This window comes from Micromonospora sp. CNZ280, from assembly GCF_011759515.1.
On the sequence record NZ_JAAOYP010000001.1, the window covers coordinates 2,256,141 to 2,278,560 of the forward strand.

A 22,420-nucleotide genomic window follows, 5' to 3' on the forward strand; every position below is an offset into this window, starting at 1 on the left:
GCTCAGGCCGCCTCGGTGAGCACGACGGCGATCCGCTCCTGGGCCGAGAGCGCCACCACGGCCGGCACGTCCCGCACCGCGAGCGCCAGGTAGAGCACGATCTCGGTGTCGTTCTGGCCGGTCGCCGTGTCGATCACGGTGGCCTCGAACCGGGTGGCGATGGCCGCCGGGCCGGTGTCGTCGTCGGCCGGGGTGCTCACCAGCAGGACCTTGTCGCCGGGGTGCAGCTCGCGGGCCGGGACCTCGGCCGGGCCGAGGCCCAGCGCGAGCTGTTGCTGGCCGGGGGCGAGCAGCGGATCGTCGGTGAGCTGGGCCATGGTGAGCAGGGTTCCCGGGGTGAGTGACACCGCGGCCCGCTTGCCGACCACGTCGTCGAGCCGGCCGGCCGGCACCGGTCTCAGGCCCTGACCGCCGGCCACCTGCACCGGCACCAGGTCGTCCGCGCTGAGCTGCCGGCCGACCTCGACCGGGCGGGCCACCGCCAGGTAGCTGCCGGTGGCCCGGACCGAGGTGACCGCGAACGCGGCGCCGAGACCGCCGAGGGCGATCAGCAGTACGGCCAGGCCGAGCAGTCCGGGCCGGGTCCGGCGCTGCCGGACCACCTTGGGCGGGGCGACCGGCGCCTCAACCGGTCCGGTTCCGTTGCGTGTCGCCAGGCTCATCGGGTCACCACCTGGAGTTCGTTGATCTGGATCGGGACGGTGCCGCTGGTCCGGGTCTGCGGGATCTCGCCGCTCTGGCCGCCACCGCGCCAGGTCACCGTCCAGTACGTGGTGGCGCTGACCTGGTACGTGCCGGCCTTCGGGTAGCCGGTGTGGTAGCCGCAGTCGGGGGAGGTCCGGCCGGCGCGTGGCCCGGTGGCGGAGTACGCGGTGCCCGGCCCGGTGCAGGTGACCTTCCGGCCGTTGCCCATGCTCCACACGATCCGGTCGACCTTCGCCTCGATCGAGACGGTCAGGCCGCGGTCGGAGGCGGCGGCGTGCAGCGGGCCGAAGTAGTTCGCGCCCCGGCTGGCCCACATCCACACCGGCAGTCCGACCAGCCCCGGGCCCTTGCTCCTGCGCGGCGCCACGGCCACCCGGGGCGGGAGCAGCCGGATCGAGGCCAGCGCCCGGCGGGCCAGCTCCTCCGGGTCGGGTGGCGCGCCGAACCCGGGCGGCGGGCTGTCCCGCAGCACCGTGGTCTGGTCGCCCAGGTCGCCGCCGTTGCAGGTGCGCACGTACCACTGCTGGCCGGGCGGGGTGTTGGCCGGCTGCGGCTGGGCGAGCTTGTAGTAGCAGCCGTCGCCGTTGTTGAACCAGCCGAGCAGGTCGTCGTAGCAGGGGATGGTGCGGCCGTTCCACTGGCACCTGCCGCCGCCGCCACCCCCGGAGTTCCCGCCCCCGCCGGTGTCGCCGCCGCCCGGGCCACCGGGCGTGCCCGGGTCGTCGTCCCAGACACTGCAGTCGGGCTGCCCGGGCGGGCACTCGACGCCCGGGTCGGCCCGCCCGGCGGCGACCGCCGGCACGGTGGCCGTGGCGACCAGCAGCAGCGCCAGGCAGCCGCCGGCGAGCGCGCGGCGGGCCACCCCGACCCGGGTGGTGCGGCCCGGGGCGGCCCTCCCGCCCCAGGTCAGCACGGCTGGTCCTGGTGGCCTGCGCCGGCGCTGATCAACCAGCGGCCGTCGGGATAGCGGGTGGCGGTGGCGGTGGCCAGGTGACGGGTTCCGCCGGTGCCGGGGACCACCCGGTTGGTCCGGGCGTAGACCAGCCGGTAGCCGGTGGCGTCCAGGCAGTCCTGGATCTTCACGGTGGGCGGGTCGGCGTCCAGGTCGACCGAGGTCACGGTGGGGTCGGAGCGCAACGTCCCGGTACGCATCGCGCCGTGCTCCTTCGCGTCGCGGATGGCCACCCGTACCCGGGTCAACAGCGGGTCGGCGAGGAATCTGGACAGTTCCGGATGATGCGGGTCGCTCTTCCGGCTGGCCGTACGGGATGCGTCGAGATAACCCGAATACGCGGCCAGCGCCGCTCTCCCGGCCGCCTGTTCCTCCGCTCTCCGCTGCTCGGGGGCGGGTGCCCGCCGGTCGTCACCGGGCCGGCCGATCGCCTCCCGCTCGGCTCCGCAGGCGGTCGTCGGACCGACCGCCGTGAGCGTGAGCAGGCAGGCCAGCCAGCGGTTGAGCTGCCGTCCTCGCACCGTCGTGCCTCCTCGGTGGTGACCCGGGGCCGCCGTCGCGGTGACCTCCGGGCATGCGGCAGCGCGGCCGGATGACCACGTCCGGGCCCGTGAATTGCGCAGCCACATTTACCGCTGTGAATTAATTACGAATGCACGTTCCAGCGAACATCCTGTCGTTCGGACGTGTGTTGCGTCACACCCAAGGGGCGAGCATAGGCTGACGTCCGCCGATGCAACAGAGGCAATTCACGTGAATACCGAGAGTGATGACGGGTGGTGGCGACGGGTGAATGGCACGAGAAGGCGGAGGCGGCCGAGCCGGAGCGGGGTGATCGTTCCGCACTGTCCACGGCATGGATTTCCCATCCGAGGTCGGGTCCCCGTCGCCGGCGGAACGGAGTTGACTCGACGCGGCATCTGGCCCGATCCGTCCCCCGGCCGCTCCGGCCCAATCGGGCGCCATTCGCGCCTCATGGGAATCCCGTCAATGCACAAGCCGACCCTTCCGCTCGATCCGAACTGTGTCGCCGGATCGGCCGTAGGCGCGGCCCGTCGACACACCAGTCGAACGCCAGCACTACCGTCCGTGGCGACTGCCGGGCAAGCGCTGAGCACCCGGGACCGAGCCGCGAGTCCCCGCGCGGCCCACGCGGTGGGTGCGGCATGGCGCTGACGGGACGCCCGGGATCCGCCGTGCCGCGGGCCGGCACCGGCCGCTGGTCGAGATGTTTGGCCGCGGTGGCGCTCACTCCGCTGCTGCGGCTGGCCGCGATCCGGTACGCCGTACCGCCGGCCCGGCCGGAGCGGACCGGCTGCGACGGCTGCGCCGCCCCGGTCGGGCTGGACCGGCCCTGGCCGGCGCTCGGCCCGGCCGCCCGGTGCGGCGGCTGCGGCGCGCGGATCGGGCCGCCACCCGGCGCCGTCGAGCTGGCCGTGCTGGCGGTGCTGGCGGTGCTGGTGCTGACCGGTCCGCCGCCGGTCGAACTGGCCGCCACGGCCTGGTGGCTGGGCTGGGCGGTGCCACTGGTCTTCGTGGACCTGGCGGTGCACCGGCTGGCGGACCGGCTCACCTGGCCGGCGGCGGCCGGGACCTGGCTGCTGCTCGGGCTGGCCGCGCTGGCCGGAGCCGGTCCGGCGCCCTGGCTGCGGGCCACCGGCGCCGGGCTGGGGCTGGCCGCCTTCTTCGCGACCAGCACGCTGCTGCTCGGCCAGCGCGGCTTCGGCCTCGGCGACGCGAAACTGGCGCTGGGCGCCGGTGCCCTGCTCGGCTGGTATGGCTGGGGGCTGCCGGTGGTCGGGCTGTTGCTCGCGGTCACCGCCTCCGGACTGGTCGCGTCGGGCCTGCTGGTGGCGCGCCGGGTGCGCTGGTCGAGCCACCTCCCGTTCGGCCCCTACCTGGTGCTCGGCACCGCCGGCGCCCTGCTCCTGGCCCGGTTGTAGCTCGACCCGCTTCCGTCCGGGCAGGTACGCGGATGGTGCGGATGAGCGGCTCGGGGGTCCAGACGTGCCGGCCCCCGGCCCCAGGTTGTTGGATGTGACCCAGGTCACACGGGGTGAACTTTCATTCGCCCGTCACGTCCGGTGCACCTGGATACCTCTCGCTCATCCAGGGAGAACGATGCGTTCAATTCGGAAGTTATCGGCGCTGACACTGCTGGTGCTCGGCGTCTCGGTGGTGGCTCCGGGTGGTTCGCCGGCATCGGCGCAGCCCGGGGCCGCGCAGCCGGCGGCCACACCCCCGGTCGCGGCCAAGCCCCGGACGGTCACTCTGCTCACCGGCGACACCGTCCACCTCAGCACCGTGAACGGCCAGACGGCTGTCGACGTCGTGCCCGGCAAGGGGCGGGAGAAGATCCCGTTCCTCACCCATCGGGCCGGCGAGGACGTGCGGGTCATCCCCGCCGACGCCGTCGGCCTGCTCAACCGGGGCAGGCTCGACGAGCGGCTCTTCGACCTCTCGACGTTGGTCGACTTCGGCTACGACGACACCCGGGCCACCCTGCCGCTCATCGTCCAGCACCGCGCCGGCGCCACCGCCGGCCTTGCCGGCGCCCGGACCACCCGGGAGCTTCCCGGGCTGAGCGCTGTCGCGGAGAGCCGCGCGGACGCGGTTTCCTTCTGGAACACCGTCACGTCCACCGCGAGCGGCACCGAGCGGCAACTGCGGGCCGGGTTCGACAAGATCTGGCTCGACGGGCTGCGCCACCCCACCCTCGACGTCAGCGTCCCGCTGACCGGCGCGCCCGAAGCCTGGCAGGCCGGCTGGACGGCAACGGGGGTGAAGGTCGGCGTGATCGACACGGGCGTCGACCAGACCCACCCCGACCTGGCCGGCAACGTCGCCGCCGCGGAGAACTTCACCGCCGAGCCGGACGCCCTCGACCGGGTCGGCCACGGCACCCACGTCGCCTCCACCATCGTCGGTAGCGGGGCTGCGTCGCAGGGCCGCTACAAGGGCATGGCGCCCGGCGCGAGCCTCTACAGCGCCAAGGTCTGCATGGAGGAGGGGTGCCCGGAGTCGGCGATCCTGGCCGGCATGACCTGGGTGGCGGAGCAGGGCGTCAAGGTCGCCAACATGAGCCTCGGCGGCCCGGACAGCCCGGGAACCGATCCGATCGAGGCGGCTGTGGCCGACCTCACCCGTCGCTACGGCGTCCTCTTCGTCGTCGCCGCGGGCAACAGCGGCGAGGGCGGCGCGTCCACGGTGAACTCGCCCGGCAGCGTGGCCGAGGCGCTGACCGTGGGCGCCGTGACCAAGGCGGGCGAGCTCGCCTGGTTCTCGAGCCGGGGTCCGCGCGTGGGTGACGCCGGCATCAAGCCGGACGTCACCGCGCCCGGCGTCGGGATCGTCGCCGCCCGCAGCTCGATCTCCGGCTACGAGCCGGACGCCGGGAACCCGCAGTACACCAGCCTCAACGGCACCTCGATGGCGACTCCGCACGTGGCCGGTGCGGCGGCGATTCTGGCCCAGCAACACCCGGACTGGACGCCTGAACGGATCAAGTCCACGCTGATGGCCGCCGCGCAGCCGAACGCCGACATCGGCGTCTACGAGCAGGGTGCGGGCTTCCTCGACGTCGCCCGGGCCACCCGGCAGACCGTCACGGCGAGCCCGGTCAGCGTCGCCTTCGAGCGGACCACCGCTGCGCAGCAGCGCACCATCACGTACGCGAACAGCGGCTCGTCCGCCCTCACCCTGGCCGTCTCGGTCGACGCCAAGGACGCCGACGGCGCCCCGGCGCCGTCCGGCCTGTTCAGCCTCAGCGCCTCCGCGGTGACGGTTCCAGCCGGCGGCACGGCCACCGTGACCGTCAACGTGCAGGCCCGCGCCGACCTGCCCGACCGCTACTTCGGCGGTGCGGTGACCGCCACCGGCGGCGGCGTGCAGGTGCAGACCCCGGTCGCGCTCGACCTCGCCCATCACCGGCTGACCCTCAAGCTCGTCGGGCCGGACGGCGGAGCGCCCACGCCCGAGCAGAGCTGGGTGAGCGTCCTGACCGACCTGGACCGGCAGACCCTCCTGGTGCTCGGCGACCCGGCGACCACCACATACCGGGTCCGCGCGGGCCGCTACGTGGTCCAGACCTACCTGGTGAGTGGCGACCCGTTCCTCCCGCATGTCACGTCGCTGGTGCGCCCGAGCCTCGACCTGACCACGGACGAGGCGCTCACCATGGACGCCCGCCTGGCGAAGCCGATCGCGGTGTCGGTGCCGAATCCGAAGGCCACCGAGATCTTCCCCGAGTTCGGCTGGACGATCCGGACCGAGCAGCCGCAGATCTGGGGCAGCAACGACCCGTACGGCGCGCTGATGTACACCTCCCTCGACCGCCTGAGAAGCGCGCAGATCGGGGCCGGCAGGACGCCCGGCTTCGTCTCCTACGTCCACGGGATGTGGGGCCAGCGGGCCCAGGACGGCAGCCTGCACAACAGCCCGTACGTCTACCGGGTCTACCTGTACGAGCCGGAGAAGATGATGACCGGGCTGACCCGCAAGCTGCGCGCGGGCGACTTCGCCACGGTCCGCTCCCGGATCAGCGCGGACGTGGCCGGCATGCCGGTGGCGCGGACCGCGGTCGCGCACGCGCCCGGCAACTCACCGGTCTATCGGGAGGGGCGCAACGTCCCGCCGAGCTTCACCTACGACGTGCCCAGCACCATCACCGAGTACTACAACCAGGACAAAAAGGCGGTGTGGCAGTCGACCTCGGCCCAGATCGGATACACGTACTACCAGTCGGCGTGGACCAGCTTCCGGCCCGGGCGCACGTACACGGTGAAGTGGGCCAACGCGGTGGCCGGGCCGGTCTTCCCGGAGCCGAACTTCGGCCAGCAGTTCGCCACCCGCTACTGGGGCGACCTGATCGGCGGGCCGGGGCCGCTGCACGGCGACGGCAGCGGACACATGGGCTTCCGGCACACCGTCGGCGGCAGCGTGCAGGTGGACCTCTACCGCAACGGGGTGAAGATCGGCGACGCGAGCGAGGCGCCCTGGGTGTGGAACGTGCCGGCGGAGACGGGTGACTACCGGCTGGCCGCGACCTTCCGCAGCGACCCGGCGTTCACCCTGTCGACAGTGGTCGACGCCGAGTGGACCTTCAAGTCCGGGCACGTGGCCGACGGCGAACTGGTGAAGCTGCCGATGACGGCGATCCGGTTCACCCCGGAGCTGGACATCGACAACCGGGCGCCGGCCGGCCGGCTGTTCGCGATCCCGGTCTCGCTCGACCGGCAGGTCGGGGCGGCGCCGGGCCGGACCAGGACCTTGTCCGTCGAGGCGTCCTTCGATGACGGCAAGACCTGGCAGCAGCTGACCGTACGGCGGTCCGGCGAGAAGGCGGTCGCCTGGGTGCGCAACCCGGCCGGCACCGGCTTCGTCTCCCTGCGGGCCGCCGCGACGGACACCAGCGGTAACACGGTCAAGCAGACCATCATCCGCGCCTACCGATACTGACGGTGGGCCCGGACGCGGCGCAGAGCGGCGTCGCGTCCGGGTCACCCGTGCCAGAGCAGCCGGACGCGGATTTCCCGGGCCATCGGCGAGTCCGTCCCGTCGAGCTCGGCGAGGGCCTCGCTCCACGCCTGCCCGGCCAGGGCCGGATCGCCGTTGGCGGAGTGGAAGTCGCCGATCGAGACCAGCACCTCGGCGATGTGGTGGGTGGCCTGGGCGCCACGAAAGGTGTCGATCGCCTGCTGCCAGATCGCCATCGCGTGCGGCAGGTCGTCGATCATCGAGTACGTGTGTGCCAGCCAGGCCTGGGTGGTGCCCATTCCGTGCAGGTCGCCGAGGGCCTCGAACTGCCGCCGTGCCTCGACGAACATGCCGAGCGCCTCGGCGTGCCGGCCGAGCCAGCCCTGTGCCCGCGCGATGGCCAGCAGGGAGTTGGTGTCGCCCCGCACATCGCCCGCGGCACGGAAGAGCACCCGCGCGGCCTCGGCATGCCGGATCGCCTCGTGGTAGCGCCGCTGGGCCAGCCGGATCTCGGCGATGTTGTTCTCCACGTGGCCCTGCTCAGCGCGTCGGCCGAGCCGGTCGAAGAGCGCCCGGGCGTGCTGCAGGTGTGACAGCCCGCGGTCCAACTCGGCCAGGAAGTAGCAGGCACCGGCGAGGCTGCGGTGCAGCAGGGCCTGGGCGGCGGGATCGTCCCCGGTCACGGCGAGGGCGGTGCTCACCGCCGCCGCCCACTGCTTGAACTGCGCGGTGTCCTGGAAGAAGTTCTGCAGGGCCAACGCGATCCGCCAGGCCGTGTGCGGCCGGCCGCGTTCCCCGGCCCGCGCGACGATCTCGGTCAGCACCCGCTGCTCGACGGCGAACCAGTCCATCGCGTCGGCCCGACCGGTGAAGCCGCGCCCGGTCACCCCGCGCTCGGCCGGCTCCGGCTCGGGCAGCGGCACCTGCGGCTGCAAGGGCAGATGCGCCGCGTACGCACTGAGCTGGTAATAGTCGTAGACCCGCTCGATGGCGGCGTCCCGCTCGGCCGCATCGTCGTGCTCCTCCCCGAGCTCTGCGGCATAGGCGCGCAGCAGATCGTGCATCCGCCACCGGCCGGCGCTTGGCTGGACCAGCAGCTGCGCCCCGAGCTCGGCGAGCAGACCGCGGGCCGAGCGCGGCGGGATGCCGCCCAGGGCGGCCGCCGCTTCCGTGCTCAGCTCCCCGGTTGGGTGCAGGGGCAACAACCGGAAGAGCCGAGCGGCCTCGGGAGTCAGCGCCCGGTAGGACCAGGAGAAGATCGCCTCCAGATCGGCGTGTGCGTCCCCGAAGCCGGACAGCCGGCCGTCGGCCTCGGCCAGCTCACCGGCGACCGCGGGCAGGCAGAGCCCGGGCCGGCCGACGCTGCGGGTGGCGACCAGCGCCAGGGCCAGCGGCAGCCGGCCGCAGCGCGTGATGATCTCGTCGACGACCGGGTCGGTGGCCGCCGCCTCGCCGAGCCAGCGGGTGAGCAGCTCGCGGGCCTCGGCATCGGTCAGCAGGTCGAGGTGCAGTGGGTGGGCGCCCGCCGGGCCGGCGACGCCGGTGATCCGGCGGCGGCTGGTGGCGATGACGAGACTGCCGCCGGTGCCCGGAAGCAGGTGCCGGATGTGGTCCCAGTCGCGGCAGTTGTCGAGCAGGATGAGCATCCGGCGCTCGGCCAGGATGCTGCGGTAGAGGCCGGCCTGGGCGTGCAGCTCGGCCGGGATGGCGGCCGGCGCGACCCCGAGGGACCACAGGAAGCCGCGCAGCGCCTCCGCCGGTGTCATGACCGAGTCGCCGGAGTCGAAACCACGCAGGTCCGCGTGCAACTGCCCATCGGGATACCGGGCGGCCAGCTGGTGGGCCAGATGCACCGCGAGGGTGCTCTTCCCGACGCCGGGCATTCCGTCGATGACCAGCGCGGTGGGCCGTGGGTCTCCGGCCAGCAGCTCCTTCGCCGCGGCCACGACGCCGCGGCGGCCGGTGAAGTAGGGGTGGTCGGCCGGCAACTGCGCCGGCGGTTCGACCCGGGCCGGCTGGGACAACGTCAGCTCGGCTGGCGGCCATGATTCGGCCTCCGCGCCGCTGAGCGGCGCTCCGGGCCGGACGAGGGCCGGTCGGACGCCGCGCCGCGACCTGGCGCCGTCGGCCGGGGCGACGTGGTCGAGCAGGCTGTCCCGGGCCGCGCGCAGGTCGGCGCCGGGCTGGATGCCGAGCTCGTCGGCGAGCCGGTGCTCGACGTCGGCATAGGCCGCGAGGGCCTCGGCCCGCCGGCCGTCCGCGGCGAGTGCGAGCAGCAGTCGCGCCTGCAGCGCCTCGTCCAGCGGCTCCTGTTCGGCGGCCAGCCGGATCGCGGGCAGCACCGCGTGGACGCGTCCGGCCCGCAGGGCGGCGTCGGTCGCCGCCCGGACGGCCGCGTACCGCTCGCCGTCGACCGCGACGAACTCCGGGTGGGCCCGGCCGCCGGTCTGCAGACCAGCGGCGCACCGGTCGCGCCACAGCGCCAGCGCCTCCCGGTATAGCTCGATGGCCGGCTCGCCGGAGCTGCCCTCGGCCTGGGCGACGAGGCGCCGGAAACGCAGCAGGTCGAGCGACTCTCTGTCGATCCGCAGCCGGTATTCGGCGCCGTCGCGGATCAGTACCGAGCCCGCCGCACGCGTCGGCAGGCCCGGCTCGAAGCGCCGCCGGAGCATCCCGACGTGCCGGTGCACCACGTTGACCGCGCTGGGTGGGGGGTCGGACTCCCAGAGCAGGTCGACGAGCTCGGCGACGCTGACCGCGTCGCCGGCCCGGGCGAGCAGCAACGCCAGGATCAGCCGTTGCTGCCGGGTGCCCAGGTCGATCTCGGACTGGCCGCGCCAAACCCGCACCGGGCCGAGAACGGCGAACGAGAGCGGGCTGGTCATGCTGATGCGATCCGTACAGAGCTGGTTGCCACGATCGCCACAGCATGGCAGGGCCGGCCGCGAGCCGGGCCCGCGCTGCGGCTGTGAGCTTCGACTCAGCGCCCCAATCGGCGGCCGGCAGTGTCGTCCCTGCTCAGGCGGCCTCGAGGCCGGTGCGCAGCGCGCGCAGCGCGTAGTGGGTCCGGGACTTCACCGTGCCGATCGGCACTCCCAGGCGGCCCGCGACCTCTTCCGCGGACCGCCCGACCAGGTAGACCTCGGAGAGCAGGTTGCGTTGCGCCGGGCTCAGCCGGCCGAGCGCGTGCCGGATGGCGTGCGAGGCCAGGGCACTGCCGGTGGTGTCGTCACCGGCGGGGATCCAGGTCATGTCGACGAGGTGGACCTCGGCCGGGCGGCCCCGCAGCAGCCGGATGCCGTCGATGACGAGCCGCCGGGCGACGGTGCAGAGCCACCGGCGGGCGGCGTCGGGCTCGGCCGGCACCGAGTCGAGATGCCGCCAGGCCCGCAACATCGTTTCCTGGAGCAGATCCTCGGCGGTCTGCCGCTGGTCGCGGGTCAGCACGAGCAGGAGACGCAGTACGGCACGGGCGTGGTCCGCGTGCAGCGCGGTCATCCGCTCGGCCCGGCCGGCCGGTGATCCGTCGAGTGCCCGCAGCACGATGCCTCCCCCACAGCCAGCAGCAACGGTGGATGAGGCACGAGCCTAGGGATGGCGGATGCGAATGGACTGACGCGAAAGTGCCGATCGAGTGCCGTCGCCGGTCGCGACCGGTCACGGACGTGACGTGACCGCCGCGAGCAGGCCGGCCAGCCGGCGGCCGGTCCGGGTCTGCGCGTATGGGATCAGGGCCAGCGCCTCCTGCCACGCCCGCACCGCGGCGTCCTGGTCGCCGGCGGCAGCGAGGGTGTCGCCGAGCAGCGCCAGCACCTCCGCGGCCGGCGCCGACGCCGAGGCCTCCTGGTAGGCGACGGCCGCTTCGCGCCAGCAGTCGACCGCCTTGCCGGGCTCCCGGCGGGCGGAGTGCACCTGGCCGAGTACCTCCCACGTTTCGGCGATGCCCAGCCGGTACTGCGCACCGCGCGACAGCGCCATCGCCTGCTCGGCGCAGCGCACGGCCTCTTCCTCCCGGCCCAGTTCGGCGTAGCTCGCGGCCATGATCACCAGGGCGTCCGCGAGCAGTTTGTCGTCTCCGGCCGTCCATGGCCCCAGCGCCGCGGAAAGCGCCCGGACGACCTCCTCGTGTCGCCCCTGGGCGGCCAGGATCATCGCCCGGTTGATCTCGGCCCGGGTCATCTCGTCGTGCAGGCCGAGCCGGGCGAGCAGCTCGAGCGCCCGGTCGAGATGCCCGACCGCGGTCTCGTGCTCGCGCCGGAAGTAGGCTGCCCCGGCCAGGCTGCGGTGCATCCGGGCCTGCCCGACCAGGTCGCCGCCCGCACGGGCGGCCTCGAGGGCAACCTCGCCGGTCGTCGTCCAGTCGACCCACCGGCCGCTGCGGTCGAAGAAGTGCTGCATGCCCAGGGCGAGCTGCCAGGCGTCGGTGTGCCGGCCCTGCCGGGCGGCCCGGCCGACCAGCGCGATCAGGACCTGCCGCTCAGCGGTGAACCAGCGCATCGCGTCGCCGTGGCCGGTGAAGCGCAGCGGGGTCTCGCCCGGCCCCGGTTCGATCATCGGGTGGTACTCGGAGGCCAGCAGCCGCCGGTGCGCCTGGTAGCAGGTGGCCCGGTAGAACTCCAGGCAGCGCAGTTCCGCGGCGGCGCGTTCGGCTGGGCCGTCGATCTCCTCGCCGAGTTCCGTGGCATAGGCCAGCAGCAGGTCGTGGGTGCGGTAGCGGCCGGGCAGGTCCTCGCCGATCAGGTGCGCGCGGCTCAGTTCGCCGATCAGCGCCCGGCCGGTCTGCAGCGGGACGCCGGCCAGGCCCGCCGCGCCGGCGATCGAGATGTCGGGGCCGGGGTGGGTCGGCAGCAGCCGGAAGAGCCGGGCGGCCGGGGCGGAGAGTGCCTGGTAGGACCAGGAGAAGGCGGCGCGCAGTCCGGTCCGCGGGTCGTCGCCGTCGAAGCCGTCCAGGCTTCCGGGCGCCTGGGCCAGCTCGGCGGCGATCTGCGCCGGTGGCGTACCCGGCTGACTCGCCGCGCGGGCGGCCACCACGGTCAGCGCGAGCGGCAGCCGCCCGCAACTGGTGATGATGGCGTCGATCGCGGCCGGGTCCGCCGCGACGCGGACGGCGCCGAGCGGCCGAAGGAGCGCCGCGCGGGCCTCGTCGACGCTCGGCAGGCCGACCGGCAACGGGTGGGCGCCGGCCGTGGTCAGCAGGGTGCTGAGCCGGCTGCGGCTGGTGACGATCACCAGACAGCCGGGGCTGCCCGGTAGCAGGTGCCGGATCTGCTCGGCGTCCCGGCAGTTGTCGAGCACGATCAGCACGCGCCGGCCGGCCAGGCTGCTGCGGTACATGCCGGCCTGGGCGTGCAGCTCGGCGGGAATGCCCTCCTGCGGCACCCCGAGCGAGCCGAGGAAGCCGCGCAGCGCCTCGGCCGGGCACATCGCCGGCTCCCGCCCGTCGTATCCGCGCAGGTCGACATAGAGCTGCCCGTCCGGATAGCCGGCGGCGAACCGGTGGGCGAGGTGGACGGCGAGGGCGGTCTTGCCGATTCCGGGCATGCCGTCGATCGCAAGCACCTTCGGCCCGCCCGGGCGCGCGACCGCCGCGCGGGCCTCGGCGATGAGGTCGTCGCGGCCGGTGAAGAAGGGCAGGTCCGGCGGCAGCTGCGCGGGCCGGGGGAGGGGCGCCGGCGACCCGGCACGTGTCGGCTGGGTGCGCTGGTGCAGCAGCCGGTCGTACGCCTCCCGCAACTCCTCGCCCGGATCGATGCCCAGCTCGTCGGCGAGCCGGCGACGCACCACCCGGTACGTCTGGACGGCCTCCGCCTGGCGGCCGTCGGCGGCGAGCGCCAGCAGCAGCCGGCTCTGCAGCGACTCGTCGAGCGGGTGCTGCTCGGCGGCCTGCCGCAACGGCGCCAGCACCGCGCTCAGCCGGCCGCAGCGCTCGGCGGCGTCGGCGGCCTCGCGCACGGCCTGGGCGCGTTCGGCCTCCACGGCGATGAACGCGGGATGCAGGCGGGAGGCCGGTTCCAGGCCCGCAGCGCACCGGCCGCGCCACAGCCGCAGCCCGTCGAGGGAATGCCGCAGCGCCGACTCCGGGTTGCCGTCCTGCAGGCGCCGGCCTGCCAGCCGGCTCAGCGACCGGAACTTCAGCAGGTCAAGAGACTCTTCGTCGGCGCGCAGCCGATAGCCGGAGAGGTCCCGGAGAATGTGCCGGCCCGCCGACCGGGTGGGCAGGCCGGGTTCGAACAGCCGCCGGAGCACCCCGACGTGCCGGTGCACGACGTTCGCGGCGCTTGCCGGAGCCTCCTCGTCCCAGAGCAGCTCGACCAGGTCGGCCAGGGAGACCGGTGAACCGGCCCGGGCCATCAGTAACGCGAGCACCAGGCGCTGCTGGCGGGCGCCCAGATGCAGCTCGGTGCCGGCGCGGACGACCCGGATCGAGCCGAGCACCGAGAAGCCGATCGTCTCGCCTGCCTCCGCCCGCACACCGGCAACGGTAACCGCCGGTCCCCGACTCGGCCCCGAAACCCCGTCACCCCCCGGCCGCCGCCCCGCCCACCGCTGACCTCCGGCCTCGCGTTCCGCGCCGCGCGCTCTCCCCGCGCCCCACGCCGCAAGATCGTGCTGTAACCAGGATGTAGTGGCATCGATGTAGCTGGGAGGCCACTGCATCCATGTTCGAGCGCGATCTTCCCGTGCCGCACGATCTCCGCGCGGCGGGCGATCTCCCCGCGTCGCACCTTCTCGCCGGGAGCCGGGGTGGAAGTCGGGGGCGTGCCGGGCGGGTGACCGGTAGGGTGGCGCGGTGGCTGATCTTGAGCGATTGGCGGAGCGGCACGCCGAGGCGGTGTTGCGGTTCGAGCGGAAGAACCGGGAGTGGTTCGCGCGTTCGGTGCCGGACCGCGGCGACGACTACTTCACCCAGTTCGTCGCGCGGCACGCGGCGCTGCTCGCCGAGCAGGCCACCGGACGGTGCCACTTCCACGTCCTGGTCGACGACGACGGGGCGGTGATCGGCCGGTTCAACCTGGTCGACGTCGCCGATGGCGAGGCCGAGCTGGGCTACCGGGTGGCCGAGCGGGTCGCCGGCCGGGGCGTGGCGACCGACGGCGTCCGCCGGGTCTGCGCGCTGGCCCGCCACGAGTACGGCCTGCGCCGGCTGGTCGCCGACACCACGCTGGACAACGCCGGCTCACGGGCGGTGCTCCGGCGCACCGGATTCATCCCGGCGGGCGAGGTGCTGCTCGGCGGCCGCCCCGGGCTGCGTCACGTCCGCGAGCTGACCGCTGCCGACTGACCGGCGGGGACCCGTCAGCCGGCGGCGAGACCGCCGGACATCCGCTGCTTGACCTCCTCCAGCGCCTCGAAGGCGTACGCCCAGTTGTGGCACTTGAAGCTGCGCAGCCCCTCGATGGGGGTGCGGCAGTCGGAGCAGTTCACCCCGGCGATCGCGGCCGGGATCTCGGTGTTGACGTACTTGCGGTCACCGAGGATCACCGTCGCGATCATCATCGGGTCGTGCACCCCGGTCAACGCCGATGAGACGATGTCGTACCAGCTGATCCGGCGGCCGCACTTCGGGCAGTCCGGGTGGTCGCCGCTGACCCAGAGCGGCGCGCCGATGCTGCGCAACGGCATGCCCAGCAGCTTCTCGATCCGCCGGACGTCCGACTCGGGCGTGGTCCACCGGTGCTCGCCGGGCAGCGAGGCCGGCGAGTCGTACACGGCGCGGAACAGATCCGGATCGACCTGCACGGTCTCCCGCTGACTGGTCACGGCGTCCTCCTCGACGGTCGGTGCCCCCACCGTCGTCCGGGTGATCGACGGGTGCAGCCGGATCAACGACAGGACCCGCCACCGGTCGTCGCGAGTGTCGCCGCACCCGAGCGGCTGCGGGCCGGACCCTGCACTCCGCCGATCAGCATCCAGGAAGAATGGTACGAATTGGGCGGGTCGTCCGCCCGGGAGGAGTGCGATGGAGAGCAGGTCCGAGCGGCTGCTCCGGCGACGCGAGGATCCCGTCCGCACCTCGTTCCTGGAACTCCTCTTCGACCTGTCATTCGTCCTCGCGCTCAGCCAACTGTCCGACCTCCTGCTGGCGGACCTGAGCGTCATCGGTGCGCTGCGGACGCTGCTGCTGCTGGCGCCGATCTTCTGGGTCTGGCTGAGCGTCACCTCGTCGACCGACTGGTACGACCCCGGCACCGGCGCGGTGCGGCTCCTGCTGGGCGGCGCGGCGTTGGGCAGCCTGCTGATGGGGGTGGCCGTCGTCGAGGCCGTGGATGGCCGCGCCCTCATGTTCGCCGGGGCGTACGTCGCTGTCCATCTCGGTCGAGGGCTGATCGTCGGCACCGCGCTGCGGCGCCATCCGCTGCGTCGGCGAATCCTGCGGGTCCTCACCTGGTACGGCGCCACCAGCGTGCTCTGGCTTGCCGGGGCGGTCGTGCCGGCGGTGCGGGTGCCGTTCTGGCTGGTCGCGTTGGCGGTGGACCTCGTCGGGCCGATGCTCGGCTGGCCCACTGCCCGGCTCGGTCGGACCCGGCCGGACGAACTGCGCCTCAGCGGCCAGCATCTCGCCGAGCGCTTTCAGCAGATCTTCATCATCTCGCTGGGTGAGCTGATCCTGTCCGCCGGGCTGTCGTACGCCCACGCCGGTCCGAGTCCCAGCCGGACCGCGACGTTCGTGCTGGCGTTCGCCGGCGCCGTGCTGATCGGTCTGCTCTACATGACCCCCGCGGGGGTCGCTCTCGCCCCGGCTATCGACCGATCCGCCCCGCCCCGACTGGCAGTGACCGTGGGATACCTGCACATCGTGATGATCGCCGGGGTGGTGGCCACCGCGGTCGGTACCGAGTTGGCCATCGCCCACCCCACCGAACCGGCCGGAACGGGCGCGGTGGTGGTCACCGTCGCCGGCCCGACGCTCTTCCTGGCCGGGCGGATGTCGCTCTCCACGGCCATCGATCGCCGATTCTCCTGGCCGCAGTTGGCCGCTCTGCTCGCGATGCCCGCCGTGGCGGTGGTGACGCTCGACCTTCCGCTGCTGGTGCTCGCCGCGGCCACCACCTCGGTGCTGTTCCTGGCGGCCGCCCTCGAACACACCGGCTTCTTCGCGCCACGGCCGACGGGGCCGGCCTGATCGCCCGACCGCGTCCCGGTGGGTGCGACCCCACGCCGCCCCGGCGCCGGGGACGCCGGGAGCGGCCCGACGCCCGGCCGCCGGGAACGGCCGGTCTCAGCCGAGGATCTTCGCCAGGGCGCGCAGCCCCGCGACGACGTCGGCCCCGGTGGGGGCGTTGTCGGGGTCGGCGAGCGCCTGCATGACCACGCCGGACATCAGCGCGAGCTGCACCGTGCCGAGGGTGCGGACGCTGCGCTCCGGCACCTCCGTCTCGGGCACGCTGGCCAGGATGGCGGCCATCCCGCTGCGCCCCTGCCGCATCCCGTCGGCGAGTTGCGGCAGCAGGTCCGGCTGCCGCTGGGCCTGCATGAACAGCTCGATCGAGGTGAGCCAGAGCTTCGGGTGTGCCCGGGCCTGCGCGAGCAGCTCGTCCCACATCCGCTCGTACGCCTGCTCCGGGCCGAGGTCCGGCGCGTCGGCGGGGACCAGGGCCCGCCCGGCCAGGTCGCCCCACTCGTCGAGGAGCGAGAAGAGCGCCTGGAACAGCAGGTTCTCCCGCGAGCCGAAGTGGTAGCCGATCGCGGCCATGCTCACGCCCGCCGTGGTGGCGATGTCGCGCACGCTCGTGCGGTCGAAGCCCTTTTCCAGCAGGCAGGTCCTGGCCCCGGCGAGCAGGGCTTCGCGATTCCCCATGGTCGGCAGGGTAGCAGCACCTTGGGCGAACGATTCAGGCACCCGCCTTAGGCGACCGCCTTGCGCGATCGCCCAAACATGCCCTACGGTTCTCGGCACGACCACTCCGGTCCTTTCCCACCGACAGGAGAACCGCCATGCAGACCCCGCCCCGCCGCCGGAAGCGGGCCCTCGCGGGCCTGGCGCTCGCCATGCTGACCGCGCTGACGGCCGGAGCGGCCGCGCCGGCGGTCGCCGGACGCGGCGACCCCGCCGTCGTCGGCACCGACCAGGGCGCGGTCCGAGGCACCGTCACCGCCGGCCTGCGGTCCTTCCAGGGCATCCCGTACGCGGTGCCGCCGCAGCGTTGGACCTCACCGGCGCCCGCTCCGAACTGGACCGGAGTGCGCGACGCCACCCGCCCGGGCCCGGCCTGCGCCCAGCCGGTCGGCCTGCCCATCGGCGTGCCCGGCGAGGCCGAGGACTGCCTCCACCTGAACGTCACGACGCCCGGCCGGAAGGGCGACGACCTGCCGGTCATCGTGTGGATCCACGGCGGCAGCCTGATGTTCGGCACCGGCGACATGTACCGGCCGGACCGGTTCGCCGCCGATGCCGTGGTGGTCTCGATGAACTACCGGCTCGGCGTCATGTCGTTCCTCACCCACCCGGCGCTCGACGCCGGCTCCGCGTACGGCTCGGGCAGCCTGGCGCTGGAGGACCAGCAGGCCGCGCTGCGCTGGGTGCGGGCGAACATCGACGCGTTCGGCGGCGACCCGGGCAACGTCACGATCATGGGCCAGTCCGGCGGCGGGTACACCGTCTGCGACCACCTCGCCTCACCGATGTCGGCGGGCCTGTTCCAGCGGGCGATCATCCAGAGCGCGCCCTGCGCGGCGGGCGGCTCGCGCACCCGGGCGGAGGCGGAGGCGGACAGCGCCGGCGTGATCGAGACCGTCGGCTGCGCGAGCGCCGCGGACGTGGCCGCGTGCCTGCGGTCGGCCGAGATCACGGTGGCCGACCTGCTGGCGGCGTACGGCCCGTGGGGCGAGCCGCGGCCGGTGTCTGGTACGCCGCTGCTGCCGCTGAGCCCGGCCGAGGCGTTGCGCACCGGCCGGTTCAACCGGGTCCCCGTCCTGATCGGGGTGAACCACGACGAGGAGAACGGCAGGTACGGCGGCCTGGAGGTCAACCCGGGCGGCAGTCCCATCCCGGCCGAGGCGTACGGGTCGACGGTCCGCGAGCAGTACGGCGCCGACGCCGACGCCATCCTGGCCCGGTACCCGCTGTCGGCGTACGACAACTCGGCGGGTCTGGCCCTGTCGACCATCGGGACCGACCGGAACTGGGCGAAGCCCACCTACGACACCGCGAAGCTGCTGTCGACGTGGACGCCGACGTACATGTTCGAGTTCGCCGAGCAGGAGACGCCCTGGTTCGTCGGCTACGACACGCCGAGCTTCCCGTGGCGGGCCCAGCACATGGCCGAGTTGGCGTACCTGTTCGACCTGGACCTGTTCCTGGCGCGGACCCGGCAGCAGGACCGGCTCGCCGACCGGATGATCGGCGCCTGGACGCGGTTCGCCGCGGACGGCGACCCCGACGGCGGGCGTGACCGCGGCTGGCAGCGGTTCACCGAGCGTCGCCCGCACGTGCAGTCGCTCACCGCGGGCCGCTGGAAGCCTACCGAGTTCGTCCGTGACCACGAGTACGCGTTCTGGTCGCGGCTGAGCTGACCGGCCGAGAAGTGGTCCCGGTGCGCGAGCACCGGGACCACGCCCGCGTCCGAACTCGGCACCCACGTCGCGGCGATGTGGTCGTACGAGCCGGCGGCACGCCCCAGCGGTTGTCGTACCCCGCGGACAGAATGGCGCGATGGCGGCAGAGCACACCGACACCGACGCGTTCCGGGGCGCGACGTTCCGGCACGCCGACCTGGCCGGGGCTGCGTTCCGCAACGTCGACCTGACCGGCGCGGCGTTCCACAGCGTCGACCTGACCGGCGCGACTTTCCGCGACTGCGACCTGAGCGGGGTCAGGACCGTCGCCTCGGCGGTCGCCGACCTCCAGGTCTCCCGGCACGGCGGGAGCGGCCGGGTGGTGGTGGACGGCGTCGACGTCACCGCGTACGTGGCGGACGAACTGGACCGGCGGCACCCGGAGCGGGTGCGGCTGCGCGCGGTGCGCACCGCCGACGACGTCCGCGCGATGTGGGACACCCTCGAACGCCTCTGGGTGGACACCCTCGCCCGGGCCGAGCGGCTGCCCGAGGCCGCGCGCCACGAGTGGGTCGACGACGAGTGGTCCTTCGTCGAGACGCTGCGTCACCTGGTCTTCGCCACCGACGTGTGGGTGAGTCGGCTGATCCGCGACGAGGCGACGCCGTACCACCGGCTCGGCCTGCCCCCCACGGACACCTCGCCGGCCAGCGCCGCTGAACTCGGCATCGACCTCGCCGCCCGCCCCTCGTACGCCGAGGTGGTGGCGGTCTTCGCCGACCGTCGGCGGCAGGTGCGCGAGGTCGTCGCGGCGGTGACCGACGCGGAGCTGGCCGAGGTCCGCACCGCGGCGCTGACGCCGGCGTGGGGGGTGGAGTCGCATCCGGTCGGTGAGTGCCTCCGGGTGGTGCTGGAGGAACACTGCGAACATCGCCGCTTCGCGGTACGGGACCTCACGCTGATCGAGTCGCGCTCGGCGTAGCGCTCGCGGGTTTCAAGCGTCGACGGTCAGCCGGACCGTCACCGTGTCGCCCACCTCGAGCTCCTCGGCCTTCCGTACACCCGCCTTCACCGGCACGACGTAGCGCCCGTCCTTGGGCCAGAGGGAGGTCTTCCAGTCGGTCGCCCCGATCCGGGCGGTCACCGGGATCATGCCCCAGCCGTAGCTGACCAGCGTGGCGGTCGCTTCCAGCGCGGCGCACTGCTCGTCGGGGACGGTGACGAAGTGCCACGGCGCCGGCCCGCGCCAGAACCAGATCTCCCCGCTGAACTCCAGGTCCACCGCCGCAGGATACGAGTCGGAGACAATCTGCCGCGGACGACGGGGAGCGATCCGTCGAAATTGACCGGTTGGGTTAGCGTGTCCTCGGTCTACTGGGGAGAGCCCCAGAATCCTTCGGGGGAAAGAAGCTGTCACGTGTCCTTGTGGAAGAAGACCACTGTAGTTGCGGTCTCCGCGCTCACGGCGCTCGCCGTGTCCGCCTGCGGCTCGGAGTCGGGCTCGTCCGACGCGCCGAAGCAGCCGAGCGTGCTGGAGCTGCTGGCGACCGATCTCAAGGGATCGCTGCAGAAGACGATCGACGCTACCGGCAAGAGCGACTCCGTGACCGTGAAGATGGAGGGCACGGCCGGCGGCGAGAAGGTCTCCATGCAGGGCGTCATGGACCTGGGCGACCCGGTCAAGGCCGAGATGACGACGGCGGGCCCGGACGGCACCCCGACCACCGTCCGCATGATCGGTGGGGTGTTCTACGTCGAGATCCCGGAGGAGGACCGCGGGAGCACCGGCGGGAAGCGCTGGATGAAGCTGGACCTGGCCGCCGCGGGCGCCCAGTCGGGGATGGACTTCAGCAAGCAGTTCGAGGACATCGACCCGACCAAGCAGGTCAAGACGCTGCTCGCCACCGAGGGCACCACCGTCGTCGGTGAGGAGACGGTGAACGGGGCGCGCACCGTGCACTACACCGTCACCGCGCCGGTGGCGGCCTACCTCGGGCAGGTCGACGCCGGGATGCGGGCGGGTGTCGAGAAGGAGTTCGCCAAGCAGGGCGTCAAGGAGATCAAGCTCGATCTCTGGGTCGACGAGCAGTACCAGCCGCGCCGGGTGCACATGGTCATGGGCAAGATGGGCGACATGACCGTCGACTACACCGACTACGGCAAGCCGGTGAACATCGAGACGCCGCCGCCGGCGGAGACCACCGACTTCGCCGAGATGCTGGAGGGCCTGAAGGACCTGGCCACCAGCTGACCGGAGCGGGATGCTGCCCGGCCGGCGTGCCTACTCGCCGGCCGGGCAGTGTCGTCTCCGCGCCGTCCGGAGCGTCGAGTCGGGCCAGCGCCCGTCAGACGGCGTCCGGGGGTTTGCGCCAGACTGACACGTGGCTCTCACTGTCGGAGGTGAAGGACGCCCCGGTCCAGTCGGCCACCCGCTGCTCCAGCGACATGCCGGCCAGCCGCGCCATGAGGTCGCACTCCGCCGGCCAGATGTAGCGGAAGTTGCTGTAGCCGTAGCGGAGGCTCCCGTCGTCCAGCCGCCGATAGTGGTGCGAGGTCCCGCGCTGGGTGACCATGTCGTACGTGTCGAAGCCGACGTGCCGGTCGGTCACCTCGAACGGCACCGCCGTCTGCCCCGGCGGAAACCGCCGGATGCCCGGAACCCACAGCTCGACGACGAAGCGGCCGCCGGGTGCCAGGTGCCGGGCGGCGTTGCGGAAGCACTCCACCTGCTCGTCCTGGGTGCACAGATTGCCGATGCTGTTCCACACGACGTACACCAGCGAGAACCGACCGGGAACCCGGGTGGTGGCCATGTCACCGACGACGACCGGCACCTGCTCCGCGGGCACCTTGCGCCGCAGCCGCTCGGCCATCGGCGCCGACAACTCGATCCCGGTCACCGGAATGCCGCGGGCAGCGAGCGGGACCGCCACCCGGCCGGTGCCGATCGCGAACTCCAGCGCGGGGCCGGATCCGGCCAGCCGGGCGAGGAAGTCCACCGCCGGGTCGAGCACCTCCGGTGCGAACATCTCGGCCGAAAGGTCGTCGTACCGCTCCGCGGTGTCCTCGTCCCACAGGTCGCTGCTCGTCATGAACCCGAGCCTGCTCGCACCCCTTTGCGCACGCCACCCAATAACGAGGAGCCAGTTCGGCCGACCCGGGAGGCGTGAGCCGCCGCTGCTCCGTGCCAGCTTGCCAGTTTCGGCCTGCCGATGTCCGGTTCGGGTCGCCGGCCTCGACGTCTCCGGTGACGGGCACCACCGAGGTGCCGGCACGAGGAGAGGACAGGGGCCGTGTCACGGAAGAACGCACTCCCGAGAACCCGCCGAGCCGCCACGATCACCGCCTGGGTGCTGCAGATCCTGCTCGGCTTCGCCATCGCCGGGGCCGGGCTGCTCAAGCTCACCGGCGACCCCGCCATGGTCGAGGTGTTCGACGACATCGGTGCCGGCCAGTGGCTGCGCTTCCTGGTCGGCGCACTCGAAGTGGCGGGCGGGGTGGGTCTGGTGGTCCCACGGGTGCGAGCCCTGGCCGCACTCTGCCTGCTGGGCTTGCTCCTCGGGGCAGCCGTCACCAACGTGGCCGTGCTCGACACCAGTCCGCTCAACGCTCTCGCCTTCGCGGCCCTGGCGCTGGCCATCCTGCTGCTGCGTCGACACGAGCTGCCGACCAGGGCAAGCGTTGAGACCATCTGACGTGTGCGCGACGAGAACTGCTGCTCCCGCTTATCGATCTGCCTGGACTCGCCACCGTCGAGCGGGTCGCCCGTCACAGCCCTGCGCCTGGCGGAGG

At 73.2% G+C, this 22,420-nt stretch carries 18 protein-coding genes; 8 read left to right on the plus strand and 10 right to left on the minus strand.

The genetic code is table 11. From position 1 onward, the window contains the following. Window positions 1–2 precede the first annotated feature (2 nt). Genes FHX32_RS10770 through FHX32_RS10780 form a run of 3 tightly spaced genes read right to left on the minus strand, consistent with a single transcriptional unit; the run spans window position 3 to window position 2,178 of the window. A complete protein-coding gene (locus tag FHX32_RS10770) occupies window positions 3–662 on the minus strand; it encodes an SAF domain-containing protein (protein WP_167180662.1) in 660 nt (219 codons plus the stop codon). Next, entirely contained in the window at window positions 659–1,618 is a 960-nt protein-coding gene (locus FHX32_RS10775) for a hypothetical protein (protein WP_486480996.1), read from the minus strand. The genes FHX32_RS10770 and FHX32_RS10775 overlap by 4 nt, the downstream gene beginning before the upstream one ends. Further along, window positions 1,612–2,178 (minus strand): hypothetical protein, encoded by a 567-nt coding sequence (locus tag FHX32_RS10780; RefSeq protein ID WP_167180664.1) that lies wholly within the window; start codon window positions 2,176–2,178, stop codon window positions 1,612–1,614. The genes FHX32_RS10775 and FHX32_RS10780 overlap by 7 nt, the downstream gene beginning before the upstream one ends. 645 nt (window positions 2,179–2,823) lie before the next feature. Between FHX32_RS10780 and FHX32_RS10785 the strand changes: the two genes are divergently transcribed. Continuing rightward, complete coding sequence (locus FHX32_RS10785; RefSeq protein ID WP_167180666.1) at window positions 2,824–3,600, plus strand: prepilin peptidase; 777 nt, start codon at window positions 2,824–2,826, stop codon at window positions 3,598–3,600. A gap of 178 nt (window positions 3,601–3,778) precedes the next feature. Beyond that, on the plus strand, window positions 3,779–7,114 hold the full coding sequence (locus FHX32_RS10790) for a S8 family serine peptidase (protein ID WP_167180668.1): 3,336 nt from the start codon (window positions 3,779–3,781) through the stop codon (window positions 7,112–7,114). Window positions 7,115–7,155: 41 nt separating this feature from the next. On the opposite strand, the gene FHX32_RS10795 is transcribed toward FHX32_RS10790, so the two are convergent. From FHX32_RS10795 to FHX32_RS10805, 3 genes are all read right to left on the minus strand, one after another. Then, window positions 7,156–10,017, minus strand: coding sequence for a BTAD domain-containing putative transcriptional regulator (locus tag FHX32_RS10795; protein WP_167180670.1), 2,862 nt, complete (start codon window positions 10,015–10,017; stop codon window positions 7,156–7,158). A gap of 133 nt (window positions 10,018–10,150) precedes the next feature. Beyond that, window positions 10,151–10,675, minus strand: a complete 525-nt coding sequence (locus FHX32_RS10800; protein WP_208418042.1) for a sigma-70 family RNA polymerase sigma factor — start codon at window positions 10,673–10,675, stop codon at window positions 10,151–10,153. A gap of 114 nt (window positions 10,676–10,789) precedes the next feature. Then, complete coding sequence (locus FHX32_RS10805) at window positions 10,790–13,603, minus strand: BTAD domain-containing putative transcriptional regulator (RefSeq protein ID WP_167180672.1); 2,814 nt, start codon at window positions 13,601–13,603, stop codon at window positions 10,790–10,792. Between the two features lie 319 nt (window positions 13,604–13,922). Here FHX32_RS10805 and FHX32_RS10810 point away from each other — a divergent pair, with 319 nt between their 5' ends. After that, complete coding sequence (locus tag FHX32_RS10810) at window positions 13,923–14,414, plus strand: GNAT family N-acetyltransferase (protein WP_167180674.1); 492 nt, start codon at window positions 13,923–13,925, stop codon at window positions 14,412–14,414. Between the two features lie 14 nt (window positions 14,415–14,428). On the opposite strand, the gene FHX32_RS10815 is transcribed toward FHX32_RS10810, so the two are convergent. Further along, window positions 14,429–14,893, minus strand: a complete 465-nt coding sequence (locus tag FHX32_RS10815; protein WP_088998054.1) for a hypothetical protein — start codon at window positions 14,891–14,893, stop codon at window positions 14,429–14,431. A gap of 199 nt (window positions 14,894–15,092) precedes the next feature. Between FHX32_RS10815 and FHX32_RS10820 the strand changes: the two genes are divergently transcribed. After that, window positions 15,093–16,256 carry a low temperature requirement protein A gene (locus FHX32_RS10820; RefSeq protein ID WP_167180676.1) on the plus strand — a complete coding sequence of 388 codons (1,164 nt, stop codon included), beginning with the start codon at window positions 15,093–15,095 and terminating at the stop codon, window positions 16,254–16,256. Window positions 16,257–16,352: 96 nt separating this feature from the next. Here FHX32_RS10820 and FHX32_RS10825 read toward each other — a convergent pair whose 3' ends face one another. After that, window positions 16,353–16,931, minus strand: coding sequence for a TetR/AcrR family transcriptional regulator (locus tag FHX32_RS10825; protein ID WP_167180678.1), 579 nt, complete (start codon window positions 16,929–16,931; stop codon window positions 16,353–16,355). Between the two features lie 137 nt (window positions 16,932–17,068). On the opposite strand from FHX32_RS10825, the gene FHX32_RS10830 reads away from it, so the two are divergent. Continuing rightward, window positions 17,069–18,646, plus strand: coding sequence for a carboxylesterase family protein (locus FHX32_RS10830; protein WP_167180680.1), 1,578 nt, complete (start codon window positions 17,069–17,071; stop codon window positions 18,644–18,646). Window positions 18,647–18,785: 139 nt separating this feature from the next. Beyond that, window positions 18,786–19,610: a DinB family protein gene (locus FHX32_RS10835; protein ID WP_167180682.1), complete on the plus strand. Its 825-nt coding sequence runs from the start codon at window positions 18,786–18,788 to the stop codon at window positions 19,608–19,610. A gap of 12 nt (window positions 19,611–19,622) precedes the next feature. On the opposite strand, the gene FHX32_RS10840 is transcribed toward FHX32_RS10835, so the two are convergent. Beyond that, window positions 19,623–19,910 carry a DUF1905 domain-containing protein gene (locus FHX32_RS10840; protein ID WP_167180683.1) on the minus strand — a complete coding sequence of 96 codons (288 nt, stop codon included), beginning with the start codon at window positions 19,908–19,910 and terminating at the stop codon, window positions 19,623–19,625. A 135-nt stretch (window positions 19,911–20,045) separates the two neighbouring features. Here FHX32_RS10840 and FHX32_RS10845 point away from each other — a divergent pair, with 135 nt between their 5' ends. Then, window positions 20,046–20,879 carry an SCO4651 family lipoprotein gene (locus tag FHX32_RS10845; protein ID WP_167180686.1) on the plus strand — a complete coding sequence of 278 codons (834 nt, stop codon included), beginning with the start codon at window positions 20,046–20,048 and terminating at the stop codon, window positions 20,877–20,879. A gap of 94 nt (window positions 20,880–20,973) precedes the next feature. On the opposite strand, the gene FHX32_RS10850 is transcribed toward FHX32_RS10845, so the two are convergent. Beyond that, window positions 20,974–21,720 (minus strand): class I SAM-dependent methyltransferase, encoded by a 747-nt coding sequence (locus FHX32_RS10850; protein ID WP_167180688.1) that lies wholly within the window; start codon window positions 21,718–21,720, stop codon window positions 20,974–20,976. A 201-nt stretch (window positions 21,721–21,921) separates the two neighbouring features. Here FHX32_RS10850 and FHX32_RS10855 point away from each other — a divergent pair, with 201 nt between their 5' ends. Further along, window positions 21,922–22,323, plus strand: coding sequence for a DoxX family protein (locus FHX32_RS10855; protein WP_167180690.1), 402 nt, complete (start codon window positions 21,922–21,924; stop codon window positions 22,321–22,323). Window positions 22,324–22,420: the final 97 nt, after the last annotated feature.

Bases quoted from the DNA above. Each gene is read 5' to 3' on its own strand.
- FHX32_RS10770 (WP_167180662.1), bottom strand. From the start codon at position 662: ATGAGCCTGGCGACACGCAACGGAACCGGACCGGTTGAGGCGCCGGTC.
- FHX32_RS10790 (WP_167180668.1), top strand. From the start codon at position 3,779: ATGCGTTCAATTCGGAAGTTATCGGCGCTGACACTGCTGGTGCTCGGC.
- FHX32_RS10835 (WP_167180682.1), top strand. From the start codon at position 18,786: ATGGCGGCAGAGCACACCGACACCGACGCGTTCCGGGGCGCGACGTTC.
- FHX32_RS10825 (WP_167180678.1), bottom strand. From the start codon at position 16,931: ATGGGGAATCGCGAAGCCCTGCTCGCCGGGGCCAGGACCTGCCTGCTG.
- FHX32_RS10830 (WP_167180680.1), top strand. From the start codon at position 17,069: ATGCAGACCCCGCCCCGCCGCCGGAAGCGGGCCCTCGCGGGCCTGGCG.
- FHX32_RS10785 (WP_167180666.1), top strand. From the start codon at position 2,824: ATGGCGCTGACGGGACGCCCGGGATCCGCCGTGCCGCGGGCCGGCACC.
- FHX32_RS10850 (WP_167180688.1), bottom strand. From the start codon at position 21,720: ATGACGAGCAGCGACCTGTGGGACGAGGACACCGCGGAGCGGTACGAC.
- FHX32_RS10820 (WP_167180676.1), top strand. From the start codon at position 15,093: ATGGAGAGCAGGTCCGAGCGGCTGCTCCGGCGACGCGAGGATCCCGTC.
- FHX32_RS10795 (WP_167180670.1), bottom strand. From the start codon at position 10,017: ATGACCAGCCCGCTCTCGTTCGCCGTTCTCGGCCCGGTGCGGGTTTGG.